At 32.5% G+C, this 15,980-nt stretch carries 17 protein-coding genes; 11 read left to right on the plus strand and 6 right to left on the minus strand.

Features of this window, described 5'->3' with window-relative positions; translation table 11 throughout:
- The first annotated feature begins 71 nt into the window (after nucleotides 1-71).
- From EKM05_RS10680 to EKM05_RS10695, 4 genes are all read left to right on the plus strand, one after another.
- Nucleotides 72-1,241: a hypothetical protein gene (locus tag EKM05_RS10680; RefSeq protein WP_126555091.1), complete on the plus strand. Its 1,170-nt coding sequence runs from the start codon at nucleotides 72-74 to the stop codon at nucleotides 1,239-1,241.
- On the plus strand, nucleotides 1,242-3,122 hold the full coding sequence (locus EKM05_RS10685) for a hypothetical protein (RefSeq protein ID WP_126555093.1): 1,881 nt from the start codon (nucleotides 1,242-1,244) through the stop codon (nucleotides 3,120-3,122).
- Nucleotides 3,104-4,306: a hypothetical protein gene (locus EKM05_RS10690; RefSeq protein WP_126555095.1), complete on the plus strand. Its 1,203-nt coding sequence runs from the start codon at nucleotides 3,104-3,106 to the stop codon at nucleotides 4,304-4,306. Before EKM05_RS10685 ends, EKM05_RS10690 begins: the two co-directional genes overlap by 19 nt.
- Nucleotides 4,307-4,423: 117 nt before the next feature.
- On the plus strand, nucleotides 4,424-4,978 hold the full coding sequence (locus EKM05_RS10695; RefSeq protein WP_126555098.1) for a transposase: 555 nt from the start codon (nucleotides 4,424-4,426) through the stop codon (nucleotides 4,976-4,978).
- A gap of 212 nt (nucleotides 4,979-5,190) precedes the next feature.
- Here the strand turns inward: EKM05_RS10695 and EKM05_RS10700 are convergent, their stop codons facing one another.
- From EKM05_RS10700 to EKM05_RS10725, 6 genes are all read right to left on the minus strand, one after another.
- Nucleotides 5,191-6,156: a sodium-dependent bicarbonate transport family permease gene (locus EKM05_RS10700; protein ID WP_126462140.1), complete on the minus strand. Its 966-nt coding sequence runs from the start codon at nucleotides 6,154-6,156 to the stop codon at nucleotides 5,191-5,193.
- 36 nt (nucleotides 6,157-6,192) lie between these two features.
- Entirely contained in the window at nucleotides 6,193-7,545 is a 1,353-nt protein-coding gene (locus EKM05_RS10705; protein ID WP_126555101.1) for a dihydroorotase, read from the minus strand.
- Between the two features lie 3 nt (nucleotides 7,546-7,548).
- The gene (locus tag EKM05_RS10710; protein ID WP_126462134.1) at nucleotides 7,549-8,508 is read right to left on the minus strand and encodes an L-threonylcarbamoyladenylate synthase; all 960 of its coding nucleotides are present in this window, start codon (nucleotides 8,506-8,508) and stop codon (nucleotides 7,549-7,551) included.
- Nucleotides 8,509-8,511: 3 nt separating this feature from the next.
- Nucleotides 8,512-9,348, minus strand: a complete 837-nt coding sequence (locus EKM05_RS10715) for a DUF6671 family protein (protein WP_126555104.1) — start codon at nucleotides 9,346-9,348, stop codon at nucleotides 8,512-8,514.
- Nucleotides 9,341-9,643 carry a hypothetical protein gene (locus EKM05_RS10720; protein WP_126462128.1) on the minus strand — a complete coding sequence of 101 codons (303 nt, stop codon included), beginning with the start codon at nucleotides 9,641-9,643 and terminating at the stop codon, nucleotides 9,341-9,343. Before EKM05_RS10720 ends, EKM05_RS10715 begins: the two co-directional genes overlap by 8 nt.
- A gap of 301 nt (nucleotides 9,644-9,944) precedes the next feature.
- Nucleotides 9,945-11,381 (minus strand): NADP-dependent isocitrate dehydrogenase, encoded by a 1,437-nt coding sequence (locus EKM05_RS10725; protein WP_126555107.1) that lies wholly within the window; start codon nucleotides 11,379-11,381, stop codon nucleotides 9,945-9,947.
- An 89-nt stretch (nucleotides 11,382-11,470) separates the two neighbouring features.
- Between EKM05_RS10725 and EKM05_RS10730 the strand changes: the two genes are divergently transcribed.
- The 7 genes from EKM05_RS10730 to EKM05_RS10760 all read left to right on the plus strand — a co-directional run bounded on the left by EKM05_RS10730 (nucleotide 11,471) and on the right by EKM05_RS10760 (nucleotide 15,948).
- Nucleotides 11,471-12,391: a LysR family transcriptional regulator gene (locus tag EKM05_RS10730; RefSeq protein WP_126555109.1), complete on the plus strand. Its 921-nt coding sequence runs from the start codon at nucleotides 11,471-11,473 to the stop codon at nucleotides 12,389-12,391.
- A gap of 99 nt (nucleotides 12,392-12,490) precedes the next feature.
- On the plus strand, nucleotides 12,491-12,637 hold the full coding sequence (locus EKM05_RS10735; RefSeq protein ID WP_126555112.1) for a DUF2721 domain-containing protein: 147 nt from the start codon (nucleotides 12,491-12,493) through the stop codon (nucleotides 12,635-12,637).
- Between the two features lie 109 nt (nucleotides 12,638-12,746).
- Nucleotides 12,747-13,643, plus strand: coding sequence for a DMT family transporter (locus tag EKM05_RS10740; RefSeq protein WP_126555115.1), 897 nt, complete (start codon nucleotides 12,747-12,749; stop codon nucleotides 13,641-13,643).
- 68 nt (nucleotides 13,644-13,711) lie between these two features.
- The gene (locus tag EKM05_RS10745) at nucleotides 13,712-14,065 is read left to right on the plus strand and encodes a MauE/DoxX family redox-associated membrane protein (protein WP_126462116.1); all 354 of its coding nucleotides are present in this window, start codon (nucleotides 13,712-13,714) and stop codon (nucleotides 14,063-14,065) included.
- A gap of 4 nt (nucleotides 14,066-14,069) precedes the next feature.
- Nucleotides 14,070-14,678, plus strand: a complete 609-nt coding sequence (locus EKM05_RS10750) for an alpha-ketoglutarate-dependent dioxygenase AlkB (protein ID WP_126555119.1) — start codon at nucleotides 14,070-14,072, stop codon at nucleotides 14,676-14,678.
- A gap of 45 nt (nucleotides 14,679-14,723) precedes the next feature.
- On the plus strand, nucleotides 14,724-15,551 hold the full coding sequence (locus EKM05_RS10755) for a sterol desaturase family protein (RefSeq protein WP_126555121.1): 828 nt from the start codon (nucleotides 14,724-14,726) through the stop codon (nucleotides 15,549-15,551).
- A gap of 118 nt (nucleotides 15,552-15,669) precedes the next feature.
- Nucleotides 15,670-15,948 carry a DUF2805 domain-containing protein gene (locus EKM05_RS10760; RefSeq protein WP_126462107.1) on the plus strand — a complete coding sequence of 93 codons (279 nt, stop codon included), beginning with the start codon at nucleotides 15,670-15,672 and terminating at the stop codon, nucleotides 15,946-15,948.
- The last annotated feature ends 32 nt before the right edge of the window (nucleotides 15,949-15,980 follow it).

Genomic DNA, 15,980 nt, shown 5'->3' on the forward strand with positions numbered 1-15,980 from the left:
AAACTTGGTTCAATATTTGAGCCAGGTTTTAATATTTAAGAAAAGAATTTAGTTAATTTAAATTTAAAAGTATGAAGAGTAAAATTATAATATTAATATTATCATTATTAAATTTTAATAATGTAAAATCTCAAATAACTTATGATAAAGTATTATGGGATAAAGAGTGTGACTGCCCCGTAGCTTTTGCTTCAATTAATAATTCATTAGAATATGTAATTTCAAATGAAAATGGTTATTTTTCTATGACAACCAAAGACCCAAATGTTGAAATTAATATGTTAGGTTACTACTCAAAAAAAATTAACCTAGATGAACTAAAAGATGAAAGCAAGGTTTTTTTAGACCCCAAAGTATTCGTTTTGGATGAAGTTGTAATTGAACAAAATCAACTTTTTAAAGAAATGTTAGGATCTATATTAAAAGACTATGCTCTTGAACCACATGTAGAAAAATTTTATTTAAGAGCTGTTTTGAAAAAAAACAATAGTATAATTAAACTAATAGATTTGAGTGGTATAATTAAAAAAGAGACTTTATTTAATACTAAAACTAAACCGATGCCAGAAAATAATTACACTATTCATATAGAAAATATGAGAAAAAGTGGTATTATTAATAGCAACTATGATTTTACTGTAATTAATTTTGAAGAATTTTTTAAAAGACATAATTCATTTTATATTAGTCCACAAAATTTTAATTTAAAATATAATAAAAATATTGATAATACTTATACAAAAATAAGTGCTACTCAAAAAAATGCTACAAGTGTAGGTAATACATACGGCTATTTTATAGTAAACAACAATACTAAAAACTTTGAAAAAGCATCTTTAAATATAGACTATATAGATGATTTTACTGTTATAAGTAAAGACCTAAAAAATAGAACGAAAAAATTTAATGTTGAAAGTACATTTAAAAAAAATAAAAATACAGATAAATTTCAAATTAATAATTGCAACATAAATATTGAGGTAGAAGTTTTATTTAAAGATGAAAAAGATATTTTTAATTTAAGTTTTTCATATTTTGCTGAACCAATAAATAATGGAGAAAAAATTAAAAATAATGTTAATCATAAAATAGACATTTTTGACTTAAACATAAAATACAATTCTGAATACTGGAAAAACCATGAAATTTTACCTTTAACAGACGAAATGCAAGAATTTATTAACAAAGTAAATTCTACTGGAAAAAATTCTGATTTTAGGACTAAAACAAACATAAAATAAATGATGAAGGATAAGTTTAAAACTTTATTTATCAATTATGTTGATGGTTTGGCTCTTGATGAAAGACTGAAAAAGTTTATTACAGACGAAGTTTTTATAAATGATAATCCAGAGTTTTATTTGTATTATCCTGCTTTATTTTATGAATATTTTGAAGTTGAGAAAGAAAAGTTTGAAATGCTTTGTATTGCTGGTTTTTTGTATTACCAAGCAACTATTTTTTTAGACAAAGTAATTGATGATAAAAACCTAGATTTACTTTTTCCATCAATGGTTTGTCAAGAAGAGTCAGTTAAAATTTTATCCTCGCTTTATCCTTTAAATTCAAATTTTTGGACGCTTTGGAATCAAAGAAAAATGGATTATCAAAAGGCTATTATGCTTGAAAAACAAATTAATGAAAATCCAAGTTTTGAAAATTATAGCAAATTAGCCATTTTAAAAGCAACTTTTGGCAATTGTGCCATTGATGGAACGTTTTTACTTGATGATAAAAAATCTGAAAATGTTTATAAAATCTTACTTCAAACACATGACTATTTTTCTATTGCTTATCAATTAAATGACGATGTTTTAGACTTTGTAAGTGATTACAAAAACAAGCAATTCAACTGGTGTATTTACAATTTTGAGAGCAAATATTTTGAAGAATATTCTGTAGAGGATTGCAAAAAAATATTTTATATTGAAGGTTTTGCAATAAAAATTTTCAATCAAGGCATTGAAGCATTAGAAAAAGCTTTAAAACTTCTAATGGAACATAAACTTACAACTTCACTTTGGTTTAATCATATTTCGGAAATGAAAATAAAATTTCAAAATTCGATAAGAGAAATTGAAAGTTATTTATTTCAGCTTGAAGTAGATGTTGAAAAAAGTGATGTTTTATTAGAAAACAATAACTTTGATAATGCTATTGAAAACAGCATTTTATACATCAAAAAAAGTTTGATTAACAACCAATGGTGCGACTTTTATAACCAAGGAGGCATTAGTAATATTTGGTCTTCCTCATTTGTGCTTTCAAAAATTGTGAGTGAAAACAACCTAAAAAAACATTTTGAAAATGATATTGAATTAGTGTCAAATTTTATATCATCTTCAAAGTCTAAAAATAATATGTGGGGTTATAATTCCACTTGGATAGATGACGCAGACTCAACAAATTTTGCTTTAATTTCTTTACATTTTCTTAATAATTTAAACAATTTAAATTATGACAACTGGATTAATTACTTTAATTCTAATTATTTTTCAACATATAATGACCCTGATTTTTTAATAAATGCTCTTGCAGACAAAAATATAGAAAATGTAGATGGTTGGTGTGCAAATCATCACTGTGTAAGTGCAGTTAGTTTATATTTTTTAGTAATTTCTGATAAATTTCCTAACATCAAAAACAAACTTTTAGAAAATTTCAAACAATTAAATTTAGAAAACATTAGTGCTTATTGGTGGTCGGATAACATTTATACTTTGTATTATTTGTTTTTGAGTTATCAAAAATTGAACTTAAAAAATGAAATGGAGCAAATTCAAAATTTTATTTCGCTTAAGGTAGAAAATGGTTTTTACAAAGATACTTATGGTATAAATTTATTTTTCACGGCTTTAGCATTAGAAATTTTAACCTTTAATAAATCCTACAAAGAATTAAATTCAAAAATTGCAGATTATTTGATTAACAATCAGTTTGAAGATGGTTCGTGGCAAGAAAGTAACAGTTTGTGTATTCCAAGACCTAATGAGATAAATCCAATTAATGAAAATTATGAAGTACAAACTTTTGGAATTGGTGTTTGTTCACATGAATTTAATAGATTATTTACAACTATTTCAGCATTAAGAAGCCTTTATATATGGAAAAATCAAAACTAATTCCTGTTTGTTCAATTGATTTATCAATTTCAAAGTTTGATCAAGAAAGTTATTACATTCATCAAACAAAATTTGATTATAGATTAAAACTTTCTCAAGAAAGTCACGATTTACTTTTATTAGCAAATGGTACAAACACTTTAGAAAACATAAAGAATTTAGTAAATGATAGTGAAGTTGATATTGATTTTTTAGAAGATTTTTATTTTAAAAATTTAGCCAAATATGGCATAATCGAAAACAAAGATATTGATGTTCAGCCAATTAGCAAACCAAGTTATTTAAAATTGAGTTTTATTGTTTTACCAGCAAAAGTTGTGGATTTAATAACACCTTATTTAAAATTTCTTTTTGTTCCTCAACTAATGTATTCGTTTTTAGGATTAATTCTTATTTTTTTATCAATTATAACTTTTCAATATTACAACACTTTAATTTCTTACGATTTAACGCAAATTAATTGGTTGTACTTTGGTTTACTAGGCTTTATTAGCGTAACATTTCATGAATTTGGTCATGCAAGTTCCGCAAAATATTTTGGAGCAAAACATGGCGGAATTGGTGGCGGATTTTATCTTTTTACACCTGTATATTTTGCAGATGTTTCTGATATTTGGAAATTATCAAGATTCAAACGAATTATTGTAAATCTTTCTGGTATTTATTTTGAATCTATAATGTCTTGTCTTTACATTGTTTTCGGGTTAGTTGCAAATATTGAAATGTTTGTAATCATTGGTATATTTCTTTTTTTTCATTCACTATGGAATTTAAACCCGTTTTTAAGAAATGATGGTTATTGGGTTTTGTCTGATGGTTTAAATTATCCCAACTTATCTAAAAACAGTTTACTTCTTTTAAAAGATTTTATATTGTCTTTTTTAAAAAAAACTACATTTATTTATTCAGTTAAAAACATTTTTTTAATTCTATATGCTTTTGTTAATCAATCATTTGTATTCATTTTTCTTTATTTTTCTATAAAAAATTACGGTCTTGATTTACTCACTTTTCCTTATGATTTTGTAATATATATTAAAAACGTCATCAATAATATAGTTGAATTTAATATAAAAAATATATTTCACTTTTTTATTCCGTTTTTGTTTTATTACATTCTGATAAACTATTTAAAAAGTATAATTTTAAATTTAGTGAAAAGAAGAAAATTAGTGCAAAAATAAGCACTGCACTCAACAGCTTCGTTGCGTGCGCAGCACGAACAATGAAACTCCGGTTGAACGGACCCGATCGCGCCGATATACCACAATAGTGAGCAAACAATACAAATAACACAAAAAATGTCGACAAAGTATAAAGCCACAACAACTGAAGACGCTTATTTTATTACTATAACTACAATGGGTTGGGTAGATATTTTTACACGATTAAATCAAAAACAAATTATTATACAAGCGTTACACTATTGTCAAGATCAAAAGGGCTTAGAAATTTATGGATATTGTATTATGCACAGCCATATTCATCTGCTTTGCAAAGCAACAAATGGTTTTATATTATCCGATGTGATGCGTGATTTTAAAAAATATACATCTAAAAAAATTATTCAGGCTATTATTGAAGAACCGGAAAGCAGGAGAGAATGGATGTTGGATTATTTTAAAAAAGCTTGTCAGCATTTAAAACAAGAACAACAATACAAAGTTTGGCAAAACGGCTATCATGCAGAACATGTTTACAGCAATAAATTTATTAGACAAAAAATGGATTGCATACACAACAATCCTGTAAATGAAAAAATTGTAACGATGCCGGAAGATTATTATTTCAGTTCTGCAAGAAATTATGCTGCATTAGAAAATGAATTAGAGGTGATTTTATTAGATTTATTTTAGTTGCCAATTGAAATGGGCACAGTTTGCAAAACTGCGCTAACGATTGTCTGTAAATAATAGCGATTGGATTTATTAAATTTAATTTAGTTGCCAATTGAAATGGGCACAGTTTGCAAAACTGCGCTAACGATTCTCTGTAAAGAACATTCATGTTATTACCAATAGTTTTTGAAACAATTAATAAGTGCTACTACATTGGTCAAAGCAACTGTCTAAAGGTGACACAGCACAATTGAAAAATAAATGGGCATCCCAAAAGTAATGTTAAAAGGAAACGTTACTGCCAAAGCCATGGGTAAAAATATTCCTGGATTCGCCTTTGGAACGGCTATTTTCATTGCTGCCGGAACCGCAATATAAGAAGCACTGGCCGCTAAGACAGCAAAAATAAAACGATTCCCAACATCATCGGTAACGAATTGACTTAAGAAAGCCACAATACACCCGTTGATCAATGGGAAAACAATAGCAAAAAAGACGCTAAACCAGCCACTTTTGAAAAAATCATTTAATTTTCGTCCACTAACAATTCCCATGTCCAGTAAAAATAAAGCCAAAAACCCTTTGAAAATATCAGTAGTAAACGGCTTAATTCCTAAAGCCTGTTGCTCACTGGCCAAAAACCCAATAACCAAACTACCTAGAATCAAGAGCACGCTTCCATTAGTAAATGAATGTTTGATAATCGTGGTCATCTTCGTTTTTTGAACTTTTTCCTTACTAAATAATCGGATTAAAATCACTCCGATAATGATTGCAGGAGCTTCCATCAGCGCCATAACAGCAACCATGTGGCCGCTAAAATTGTAATTTTGAATTTCTAAAAAAGAGATGGCCGTTACAAAGGTAACTGCACTCACGGATCCATAAGCTGCAGCAATGGCGCCCGAATTCTCAATACTAAACTTTTTCTTTAAAATAAAAAAAGTATATAATGGAATTAATACCGCAATCGATACTCCAAAAACGATCGACCAAAGTATGTCTAGAGTAAAGTGACTGTGAGCTAATTCCTGTCCACCTTTAAAACCAATCGAAAAAAGCAGGTACAGCGATATAAATTTAGAGGTATTCTCCGGAATTTCTAAATCACTTTTGACATAGACGGCTATAATTCCCAACACAAAAAACAACAAGGCAGGATTAGTTAAATTATCCAGTAATAAACTAAGATTCATATTTTAATTATTTTAAAATTATTTTATACATTTTGATTATCTTATCTTTTCAAATCGCAATCTTTTTCCTTTTATATCTGTCTTTACTAGTCCTTTTTCATACACCAAATTTCCATTTACAAAAGTTGAACTGATGCTGCTTTTAAAAACCTGTCCTACAAAAGGAGACCATTTGCATTTATATAAAAGAGAGTCTGGAGTTACTTCCTGTTTTTTATTTAAATCGACTAAAACTAAATCGGCAAAATAGCCCTCCCTTATATAGCCTCGTTCTTTTATTCTGTAAATTTCGGCTACATTATGGCTCATTTTCTCCACTACTTTCTCCAACGGAATTTCACCACGATGAAATAATTCTAACATTGCTAAAAGAGCATGTTGTACTAATGGTCCGCCGGAATGCGCCTGAAAATAATTCCCTGCTTTTTCGGCAACAGTATGAGGAGCATGATCCGTTGCAATAATATCTATTGAATTATTGAGCAAATACTGCAGTAAACCTTTTCTATCTTGCTCTGTTTTTATGGAGGGATTCCATTTGATCTTGGAGCCCAGTCTTTCATAATCGGCATCCGAAAACCAAAGATGATGTACACATGCCTCGGCTGTGATTCGTTTTTCTCTGATCGGTGTATGATTATCAAATAATTTGGCTTCCGCCAAAGTTGAAATATGAAAGAGATGCAAGCGAGTGTGGTATTTTTCAGCAATTTTCAATACTCGTTCAGTTGCTCTTAGGCAAACTTCCTCATCCCGAATAAGAGAATGATAAAAAAAAGGAATTTCAGTTCCGTAAATTAGTTTATAATCCTCCGTATTCTTTTTTATCAGTGAATCATCTTCGCTGTGCAAAGCTACCAAGGTATCGGTTCTTGAAAAAAGTTGCTCCAAAAATTCTGGATAGTTGGCTAAAATTCCCTCGTCATTATTAAAATAAAGCCCATCATCCGTAATCCCACATACATTTTCAGTATTTGTTTTTAAAGCTTCTTCCAAGTTATTTTTTGAAATTCCCATAAAAAACGAATAATTAGCAATTGATTTTTCCGCCGCCATCTTGTATTTTTCTTCTAATAACTCTTGAGTCAGCGTATTGGGAATCGTGTTGGGCATATCCATAAAGGAGGTTATGCCACCAGCCACAGCGGCAACCGACTCTGAAAAAATAGTGCCTTTATGTGTTAGTCCCGGATCTCTAAAATGAACCTGATCATCAATGACTCCCGGAAGCAGATAAAGTCCTGTCGCATCAATTTCGATATATTTTTTTGCAGGATTTAGTCCAATTGATGGTGCTATCTTTTCAATTCTTTCTCCTGAAATCAGAAGATCTAAATTAAGTATTTGTCCTTCATTGACCACTTTTGCATTTCTGATAATAGTATCCATATCTTATTTTTTGGTGGCTCTTTTTAAACGATCGTTTATCGTTTTGCCTAAACCCACATCTGGAAATCGTTCCGCTATAATGCAGTCGAGATGGCACTTATCTAATCTATGCAAGGCAGCATACAATTGCGATGCGGCTTCTGCTAAATTGCCTGTTGTCGATAGAATTTCCTGTTGTACAATTTTTGGATCATCAATCCCTTTTTGGAATACTAAAACTCCAATTTTTTGATCCGGAAACATTTTTAGCTTCTCCGTCACATCAGCTGTCAAAAAAGTCGTCGTCGAAGGCGCATAGTGCTTAGAAAACATACCTGGTGCCGCTGGAGCAATATCATCATGGGTAATCATTTTTACCGGCCCAACAATTGCTTCAATATCCTCTACAGCCAAAGAACCCAAGCGATATAAAATAGGCTCCCCATTTTCAAATCCGATGATTGTTGACTCTATTCCCCTTTGACAAGCTCCACCATCCAAAACCATTGGTAACACCTCTTCAAAATAGTCAGCAACATGTATTGCTGTAGTGGGACTAAGAGAGCCAAACGGATTAGCACTCGGAGCCGCTAGAGGATAGGCTAACTGATTCAGCAGGGCTAAGGCTACTGGGTGATTTGGAACTCTGATCGCTACGGTATCTTTACCACCGGTAACCAAATCCGGAATGGAAATTTGCTTTTTTAAAACCAAAGTTAAAGGTCCCGGCCAGAAAGCTTTTGCTAACAAGTTCGCTTTTTCAGGAATGTCTCTCGCTATTTCAGAAAGGACAGTTGCCGATTTTATATGAACAATTAACGGATTAAAAAACGGACGTTTTTTAATCGAAAATATACGCTCTACCGCCTTTGAGCTGTAAATATTGGCGGCTAAACCATAAACCGTTTCGGTAGGAATTCCTATGGTTTGCTCCTGATTTAAAAGCGCAACAGCTTTTGGAATCGAACTACTGATTACACTCATATCTTATGGATTACAGGAATCGCAGAATCCTGGTTCTTCGGTTATTTTTTGATGGGGATACATTTTTTCGGAACTAAAACAACACTTTTTACAACTATAAATAAAACTCAAGGTAGATCGTGTGGGCGCTGAACACCATGAACAAGGCAAGCCCTGTTTCGCATCTATCACACAATAACCCGGTGCTTTACAGCTTGGGCATTCCGTTTTTATAGTTTCCAATAATTTTTGCGCCGCTACTTTTATCACACCCATACGAGTGGGGTTGTACAGCGCACGCATATCAGTTTCAGCATAAACACTCCCATATTTGTTCACAAGGTGCTGAAAAGTATCTTCCAATTCACTTTTTGTGGTAATCCCTTTAACTAGTGTTGTTAGATCATCAGGCTTGCTTCGCAAAATTATGGCATGGGCAGGAAATTGAATCTTATTTGCAAAATCCAAAAGCATTTCTTTACTAGAAATATTTTCTCCATGAAAATTAGTTTTCAAACTGAGTTCTCTGGCAATGATTTCTAAGTCGTTTTTTTTATCGATAAAAATTAAAAACTCATCATCGGCCTGGGCAAAAAAGATAGAAGGATGTGAACCAAAAGAGCCTTCGCTGGCAATAGCCAAATCGCAGTCAAATTCTTCCATTGCCGCCAAACATTTAGCCCTGACGGTTTCAACTGCCGTATTTTTCCGCTCCACTTCACCTGAAAAAGTGCCGAAAATATCCGAATCATAACTTTCAGGAACAAAACAGTGAACACCTAATCCTTTTTCAAAAATTGGAGCAATCACTTTTTCTTTGTGATGCTTGGTGGCAATGAGTAATTGTCTACCCTCAAACATTCAATTCAGTTTTTACTTTAGGACACAGTACAATTTGAATTACACTGTCAATTTTCAGTTCCAAATCCTTTGACGACGCTTCTTTGATGAGTTCCTTGATGTATTCAGAGGCTTCTAAAAGAGTTTCAAGCCTTATTTTTGAATGCGAACAGTCTTCATCAAATCGAATTTGATTGCTAAATTTTTCTAAATTATGATAATTAATCTTATTGTTGATTAACGAAAACAGTACTTTTCCTGCTTCTGATGGTGCAAACTGACCTTCAACTAGCTTAAATTGATATTCTTTTTCCATAATACTTTATAATGAAATTTTATTTTTTTGTAATGTGTAGATCGTGAAAAATATTCCCAAACCTAGAAACAGTGTGAAAAATAAGTTATTAGGTGCTACGATTGTCAATAGTATTCCACCAATCAACCAAACTATTCCAAAGACCAAACTAATTTTTTTATTTTTATTTTTCATAGGGACTAATTTTTTTTACTACTTAATGGAGCGTGTTAGGAATAACTCACCTTATTAAATTCTTTAAAGGAAACAGCACATTTAGTGAAAGAGTACCAATTAAATAAAGGAGAAGTTAACGCATTTCTTACTGTCCTTGACCCAATGAAAAAGCCATTTTCCCGTCAAATTTATATAAATTTTCAGTTTTGATGCTATCGATATTATGGTCGATGCATTGCTGCAATAATCCAATGATCTCCTCTTTGTTAACTAGTACTCCATCCTCAGCTTTGAAACGGCATCTCCAGTGATCCGTACAAAAGGTTTGTTTAAATCCTTCGGGCCAAACTTTGATTCCTCTATTGGAAATCATATTCAGTTTTAGATTTTCAGTCCCTATATTTTTTAGAATTTCGGCTAGCGAATTAGGATCGGTTCCATTCCAATGCACAAATACATCGTGACCTACCAATTCTTTTTTTGCAGCTGGTCTTCTCTTATATTTCGGGAGATCTAAGGCTTGAACATTTTTATAATCTACAGCAGGAAGCTGTTTTGGTTTTTGCCCTAAATTTAGGATTACTGCGTCGGCAAATTCTGAAGTCCCTACTTTTGCAGTGCTTACGCCTTCTTTGAAGATATCATAGGTATGTATTCCGTCTTCAAGCGTTTTCAGCCATGCATTTTGTACTTTACTAGCCACTTCGTTTTGCCCAATATGATTCAGCATCATTACTGCTCCTTGTAATAATCCCGACGGATTCGCAACATTTTGCCCGGCTCTTCTGGGTGCAGATCCGTGAATTGCTTCAAACATTGCACATTCTTCTCCAATATTTGCTGAGCCTGCCAGCCCCACAGAACCGGCAATTTGTGCAGCGATATCAGAAATCACGTCACCGTATAAATTTAAGGTTACAATAACATCAAAATTCTCTGGTGTATCGCTCATTTTTGCAGCACCAATATCAATAATCCAGTGCTCGTTTTCAATTTCAGGATACTCTTTCGCTAACTCATCAAACACTTCATGGAATAATCCGTCCGTCTGCTTCATGATGTTGTCTTTTGTGAAACAAGTTACCTTCTTTCTTCCATACTGTTTGGCATATTCAAAAGCATAACGGACAATTTTTTCACAGCCGGGACGACTGATGATTTTCAAACACTGCACAACTTCATCCGTTTGCTGATGTTCTATTCCCGCATATAAATCTTCTTCATTTTCACGAACAATGACAATATCCATTTTTGGATGTTTTGTTTCCACAAAAGGGTGCAAACTCATACATGGTCTAACATTAGAATATAATCCTAAGAATTTTCTAGTGGTAACATTCAAACTTTTATAACCACCACCTTGCGGAGTAGTAATTGGAGCTTTGAGAAATATTCTATTGTTTATTATAGAATCCCAAGATGACTTTTCAATTCCGGAGGTATTACCTTTTAAATACACTTTTTCACCAACTTCAATTTCATCAAATTGAAGCTGTGCGCCCGCTGCCTTAATAATTTTCAAAGTAGCATCCATTATTTCAGGTCCTATTCCGTCTCCTTTTGCTATTGTTATTCTTTGCATATCTTTTTGTTTATTTTTTTTTACAAAAGTAAAACTGGCTATCCATATATTTTTATTTATATTTGTAATACAAAGCATAAAAATTATTTATGAATTATACGCTACACCAGCTGCATGTCTTTTTAAAAATTACCCAAAATAAAAGCATCACTAAAGCCGCAATGGAACTGCACCTTACACAACCCGCAGTATCCATTCAATTAAAAAATTTTCAAGATCAATTTGATGTACCGTTAACAGAAGTAATCGGAAGAAAGCTGTTTGTTACTGATTTTGGCAAAGAAATCGCCACGGCTGCAGAAAAAATTCTAAATGAAGTGCATGCAATCAATTATAAAACAATGGCATTCAAGGGACAACTGACAGGACGATTAAAAATTTCTGTCGTATCAACCGGGAAATATGTAATTCCTTATTTTTTATCTGATTTTTTGAAACAAAATCAAGGTGTCGAATTGATTCTGGATGTGACCAATAAAACTAAAGTGTTGAAAAACTTAGAAAGAAATGAAGTAGATTTTTCTCTGGTTTCCGTGTTACCAGAAACCCTGCAAATCGAGAAAGTGGAGCTTATGCCTAATTCCCTTTTCCTTGTTGCTAATAGTGATCAAAAAATGGGAAAAGGAATTCAAGAAAAAAAAATCATAGAAACCTTACCCATCATCTATCGCGAGCAAGGATCAGGAACAAGATATGTGATGGAAAAATTTATAGAACAGAATCAATTAACAGTTTCAAAAAAAATGGTGCTGACCGGAAATGAAGCGGTAAAACAAGCCGTACTGGCTGGACTTGGATGCTCGATCATGCCTTTAATTGGTATAAAAAACGAGCTTAATAATGGAGACCTACAAATTATTCCGGTAAAAGGCTTGCCTATTCAATCCAACTGGAATTTAATTTGGTTAAAAGGCAAAAAATTTTCACCTGTAGCCGATGCCTATTTAAAATTTATTCAAAAAGAAAAAACAAGAATCATCGAACAAACCTTTAACTGGATTACACTTTAAAAATTTAAGTCAGTAAAGGAAAGCTCCTCTTATTCATTGCAATACTAAAATGCATCAAAAGATTAGCAATATTTGCCTTTACAATGATTCGATTAAATTATGATTTTACAAATAGAAACTCTAGCATTACTTTTTAGCACAACTTCGTTGATTTTATTGGTGTATACCAACCGGTTTTTGGCTAATGCTGCAATCATAAGAGGATTAAAAAAAACCTACCACGAAAAGCAAAATGATGTAATTTAATTGGAAATCAAAAACCTGAATTTATGGTTGACTCTGATATTATCTACCAATTTACACCTTATAACTAGGAACTAAACCCTATCTTTGCCCGCTTTTTAAAATTAAAAAAATGATAAAAAATAGTGTCTTAAAAGGAGTTTTCTTAGTTGGTCTCGGCGCAACGAGTTACGGAATGCTGGCTACTTTTGTAAAGATAGCCTACGGTCAAGGCTACACCACACCCGAAGTTACCGTTGCCCAATTTGTATATGGAATCATGGGAATGCTGCTGATCAATATGTTTCAAAAAGCTAAGAAAGGAAAAACCGTTATAAAAGCATCCCAAAAAAACATCACTCAGCTGATGCTTGCCGGAACTTCTTTAGGATTTACGAGTATCTTTTATTATTTGGCAGTAAAATACATTCCTGTTTCTATTGCGATTGTTTTATTGATGCAAACCGTCTGGATGGGTGTTTTATTCGAAATGATTTTAGAAAAAAAAATTCCTTCTACTCAAAAAATAGTTTCCGTATTTATTGTCTTAACCGGAACTATCCTTGCTACCAATGTCTTCGAGAATAGTATCGTTTTAGACTGGCGCGGTATTGCTTTAGGGCTTTTAGCAGCAGCTTCTTTTACTACAACTATGTTTACCGCTAATCGTGTGGCAACTCATATTTCCTCGGCACAACGCAGTTTATTCATGTTGTTGGGAGGTGCTGTCATCGTGACCTTTTTTGCAATCTCAACACAAACTACTCCTTTTAACTTTGAAATTTTCATGAAATGGGGAATCATTTTAGCCCTTTTCGGAACCATAATTCCACCTTTATTGTTGAATGCCGGTTTTCCGCTGACTGGAATCGGACTGGGAAGTATTGTTTCGGCACTGGAACTTCCCGTATCGGTACTTATGGCATATCTCTTATTGAATGAGCAGGTAAACCTGATCCAATGGCTTGGCATTATTTTAATTATTTTAGCAATTATCATAATGAATGTAAACCTGAAGCGAACCTCCTAATTGCAGTTTCAATCCATTTGCACTGATTTTAATAAAATTTTTATAAATTCGTATTAAATAACTTTACTATGAATTTACCTTGGCATTTATATGTGATGGCTTTCGTCTACTTTATCGCAGGATTAAACCATTTCAGGAATCCCAGACTGTACTTGAAAATCATTCCTTCGTACTTTCCAAATCCAAAATTATTAAATTACATCAGTGGTTTAGCAGAAATATTTCTGGGAATTTCGCTTTGTATTCCGTTACTTTCCAACTATGCCGCTTGGGGGGTGATCGCTTTGTTAATTGCTATTTTTCCAACACATTTGTATATGTATTTTGATGAAAAAGCAAGAATGGGTCTGCCAAAATGGGCCTTACTATTGCGAATGCCACTACAATTATTTTTAATTTACTGGGCGTACCAATATACTTAATCTCGTGAAATCACTTTTCGAATCCACATCAGAATCCGTATTTATTGACTTGCCAGATGCGGAGATCATCTACTATCCTCAATTTTTTGACCAAGAACAAGCCGATATTATTTTTGCCGAATTAATGCAAGATATTCCTTGGCAACAAGACGATATTCGTGTATACGGGAAAATTCATCCGCAGCCTCGTTTGACGGCTTTATTTGGAAACGAAGGAAAACCTTACTCGTATTCGAATATAACGATGCAGCCACATCCTTGGAATTTGCTTTTGCAAAAGCTAAAATCTCAAGTCGAAAAAAGTGCTGATACTACTTTTACAACCGTCTTACTCAACCAATATCGCGACGGAAAAGACAGCAACGGTTGGCATGCTGACAACGAAAAAGAATTAGGAATCAATCCCATAATTGCGTCGTTGAGTTTTGGTGCCCAACGAACCTTTCAACTCAAACATAATTTAGATAAAGACCTAAAAAAAACTATCATACTGGAACATGGAAGTTTGTTGCTGATGAAAGGAACGACACAACATTTCTGGAAACACCAGATTCCAAAAACCACAAAACCTATTGGCCCCAGAATAAATGGCACTTTCCGGGTAATCAAATAATTACTTTCATAAAAAATTATTAAATTTGGAATAAATATCTGAATTATGAATGATATCATTACTTATTTTTCTACCATTCCATCGTCACACCGAAGTTTAATTCTTGTGGGCGGAATCACTTTTTTCTGGCTGATCGAAAATGCTTTTCCGCTTTTTAACTTCACCTATAAAAAATGGCATCACGCCGGCATCAATATTTTTATGACCTTCACGACTATTGCTGTCAATTTTTGCCTGGCTTTTATTTTATTAAAAGCGGCTGACTGGACAATTGCTACAAATTTTGGAATTTTACAATGGCTTCCTGAAATGCCGCTATGGCTTTACGCCCTTATTGGATTGCTTTTATTGGATTTAATAGGCGCTTATCTGGTGCATCTAGTGGAACATAAAACCAAGTTCCTGTGGCGTTTTCATTTGATTCATCATACAGACACCTGGATTGACACCACAACCGCCAATAGACACCATCCGGGAGAAAGTGTGATCCGATTTACATTTACCGCTTTGGGTGTTTTAATCATTGGAAGCCCCATGTGGATGGTTTTCCTTTACCAAACATTATCTGTTGTAGCCACGCAATTCAATCATGCTAACATTTCACTTCCTAAAAAAATAGATACTATTATGAGCTATTTTATCGTATCGCCAGACATGCACAAAGTACACCACCATCATGTTTTGCCCTATACCGATAGTAATTATGGCAATATATTTTCAATCTGGGATCGGTTATTTGGCACATTTATGACACTTCCAAAAGAAGAAATTATTTACGGAATTGATACCCATCCCGATCCTGAGGAACACAATGCATTAAAGAATTTATTGAAAATACCGTTTCAAAAACAGCCATTAAAGAAAAAAAATTAAAAAAATTAAAAAAAATCATCTTTTGAGAAAAAGTAATTATAATTTTTCTTAATATTGGATGAAATTAAAAAATTTAATTTAATAATCATTAACACCTATTTGAATTAATTTTCACGTGATGAAAAAGAGTAACCGCAAAGAATTGAACTGGGAGCAAACAGAAAAACTTGTTACAATGGCTTTAGAAGAAAAAAATCCTTTTGAAATCATTAAAAAAGAATTTGGTTTGGCCGAAAAAGAGATCCTAGAGATAATGAAGAAGAAGATGCCGGCAGAAAAATTTGAAATGTGGAAAAAGAAAGCTACCGCAAATAAACCAAAACCAAAACCCATAAAAGTGGATGATTTTGACGAAGACTTAGACGGTAAATATTACATAAAAAACAAACTAGATTAAAATAAAACTCCTGATATTCGGGAGTTTTCTGT

Source organism: Flavobacterium sp. GSP27, assembly GCF_003970395.1.
Lineage (GTDB): Bacteria > Bacteroidota > Bacteroidia > Flavobacteriales > Flavobacteriaceae > Flavobacterium.

Bases quoted from the DNA above. Each gene is read 5' to 3' on its own strand.
- EKM05_RS10680 (WP_126555091.1), top strand. From the start codon at position 72: ATGAAGAGTAAAATTATAATATTAATATTATCATTATTAAATTTTAAT.
- EKM05_RS10685 (WP_126555093.1), top strand. From the start codon at position 1,242: ATGATGAAGGATAAGTTTAAAACTTTATTTATCAATTATGTTGATGGT.
- EKM05_RS10690 (WP_126555095.1), top strand. From the start codon at position 3,104: ATGGAAAAATCAAAACTAATTCCTGTTTGTTCAATTGATTTATCAATT.
- EKM05_RS10695 (WP_126555098.1), top strand. From the start codon at position 4,424: ATGTCGACAAAGTATAAAGCCACAACAACTGAAGACGCTTATTTTATT.
- EKM05_RS10700 (WP_126462140.1), bottom strand. From the start codon at position 6,156: ATGAATCTTAGTTTATTACTGGATAATTTAACTAATCCTGCCTTGTTG.
- EKM05_RS10705 (WP_126555101.1), bottom strand. From the start codon at position 7,545: ATGGATACTATTATCAGAAATGCAAAAGTGGTCAATGAAGGACAAATA.
- EKM05_RS10710 (WP_126462134.1), bottom strand. From the start codon at position 8,508: ATGAGTGTAATCAGTAGTTCGATTCCAAAAGCTGTTGCGCTTTTAAAT.
- EKM05_RS10715 (WP_126555104.1), bottom strand. From the start codon at position 9,348: ATGTTTGAGGGTAGACAATTACTCATTGCCACCAAGCATCACAAAGAA.
- EKM05_RS10720 (WP_126462128.1), bottom strand. From the start codon at position 9,643: ATGGAAAAAGAATATCAATTTAAGCTAGTTGAAGGTCAGTTTGCACCA.
- EKM05_RS10725 (WP_126555107.1), bottom strand. From the start codon at position 11,381: ATGCAAAGAATAACAATAGCAAAAGGAGACGGAATAGGACCTGAAATA.
- EKM05_RS10730 (WP_126555109.1), top strand. From the start codon at position 11,471: ATGAATTATACGCTACACCAGCTGCATGTCTTTTTAAAAATTACCCAA.
- EKM05_RS10735 (WP_126555112.1), top strand. From the start codon at position 12,491: ATGATTTTACAAATAGAAACTCTAGCATTACTTTTTAGCACAACTTCG.
- EKM05_RS10740 (WP_126555115.1), top strand. From the start codon at position 12,747: ATGATAAAAAATAGTGTCTTAAAAGGAGTTTTCTTAGTTGGTCTCGGC.
- EKM05_RS10745 (WP_126462116.1), top strand. From the start codon at position 13,712: ATGAATTTACCTTGGCATTTATATGTGATGGCTTTCGTCTACTTTATC.
- EKM05_RS10755 (WP_126555121.1), top strand. From the start codon at position 14,724: ATGAATGATATCATTACTTATTTTTCTACCATTCCATCGTCACACCGA.
- EKM05_RS10760 (WP_126462107.1), top strand. From the start codon at position 15,670: ATGAAAAAGAGTAACCGCAAAGAATTGAACTGGGAGCAAACAGAAAAA.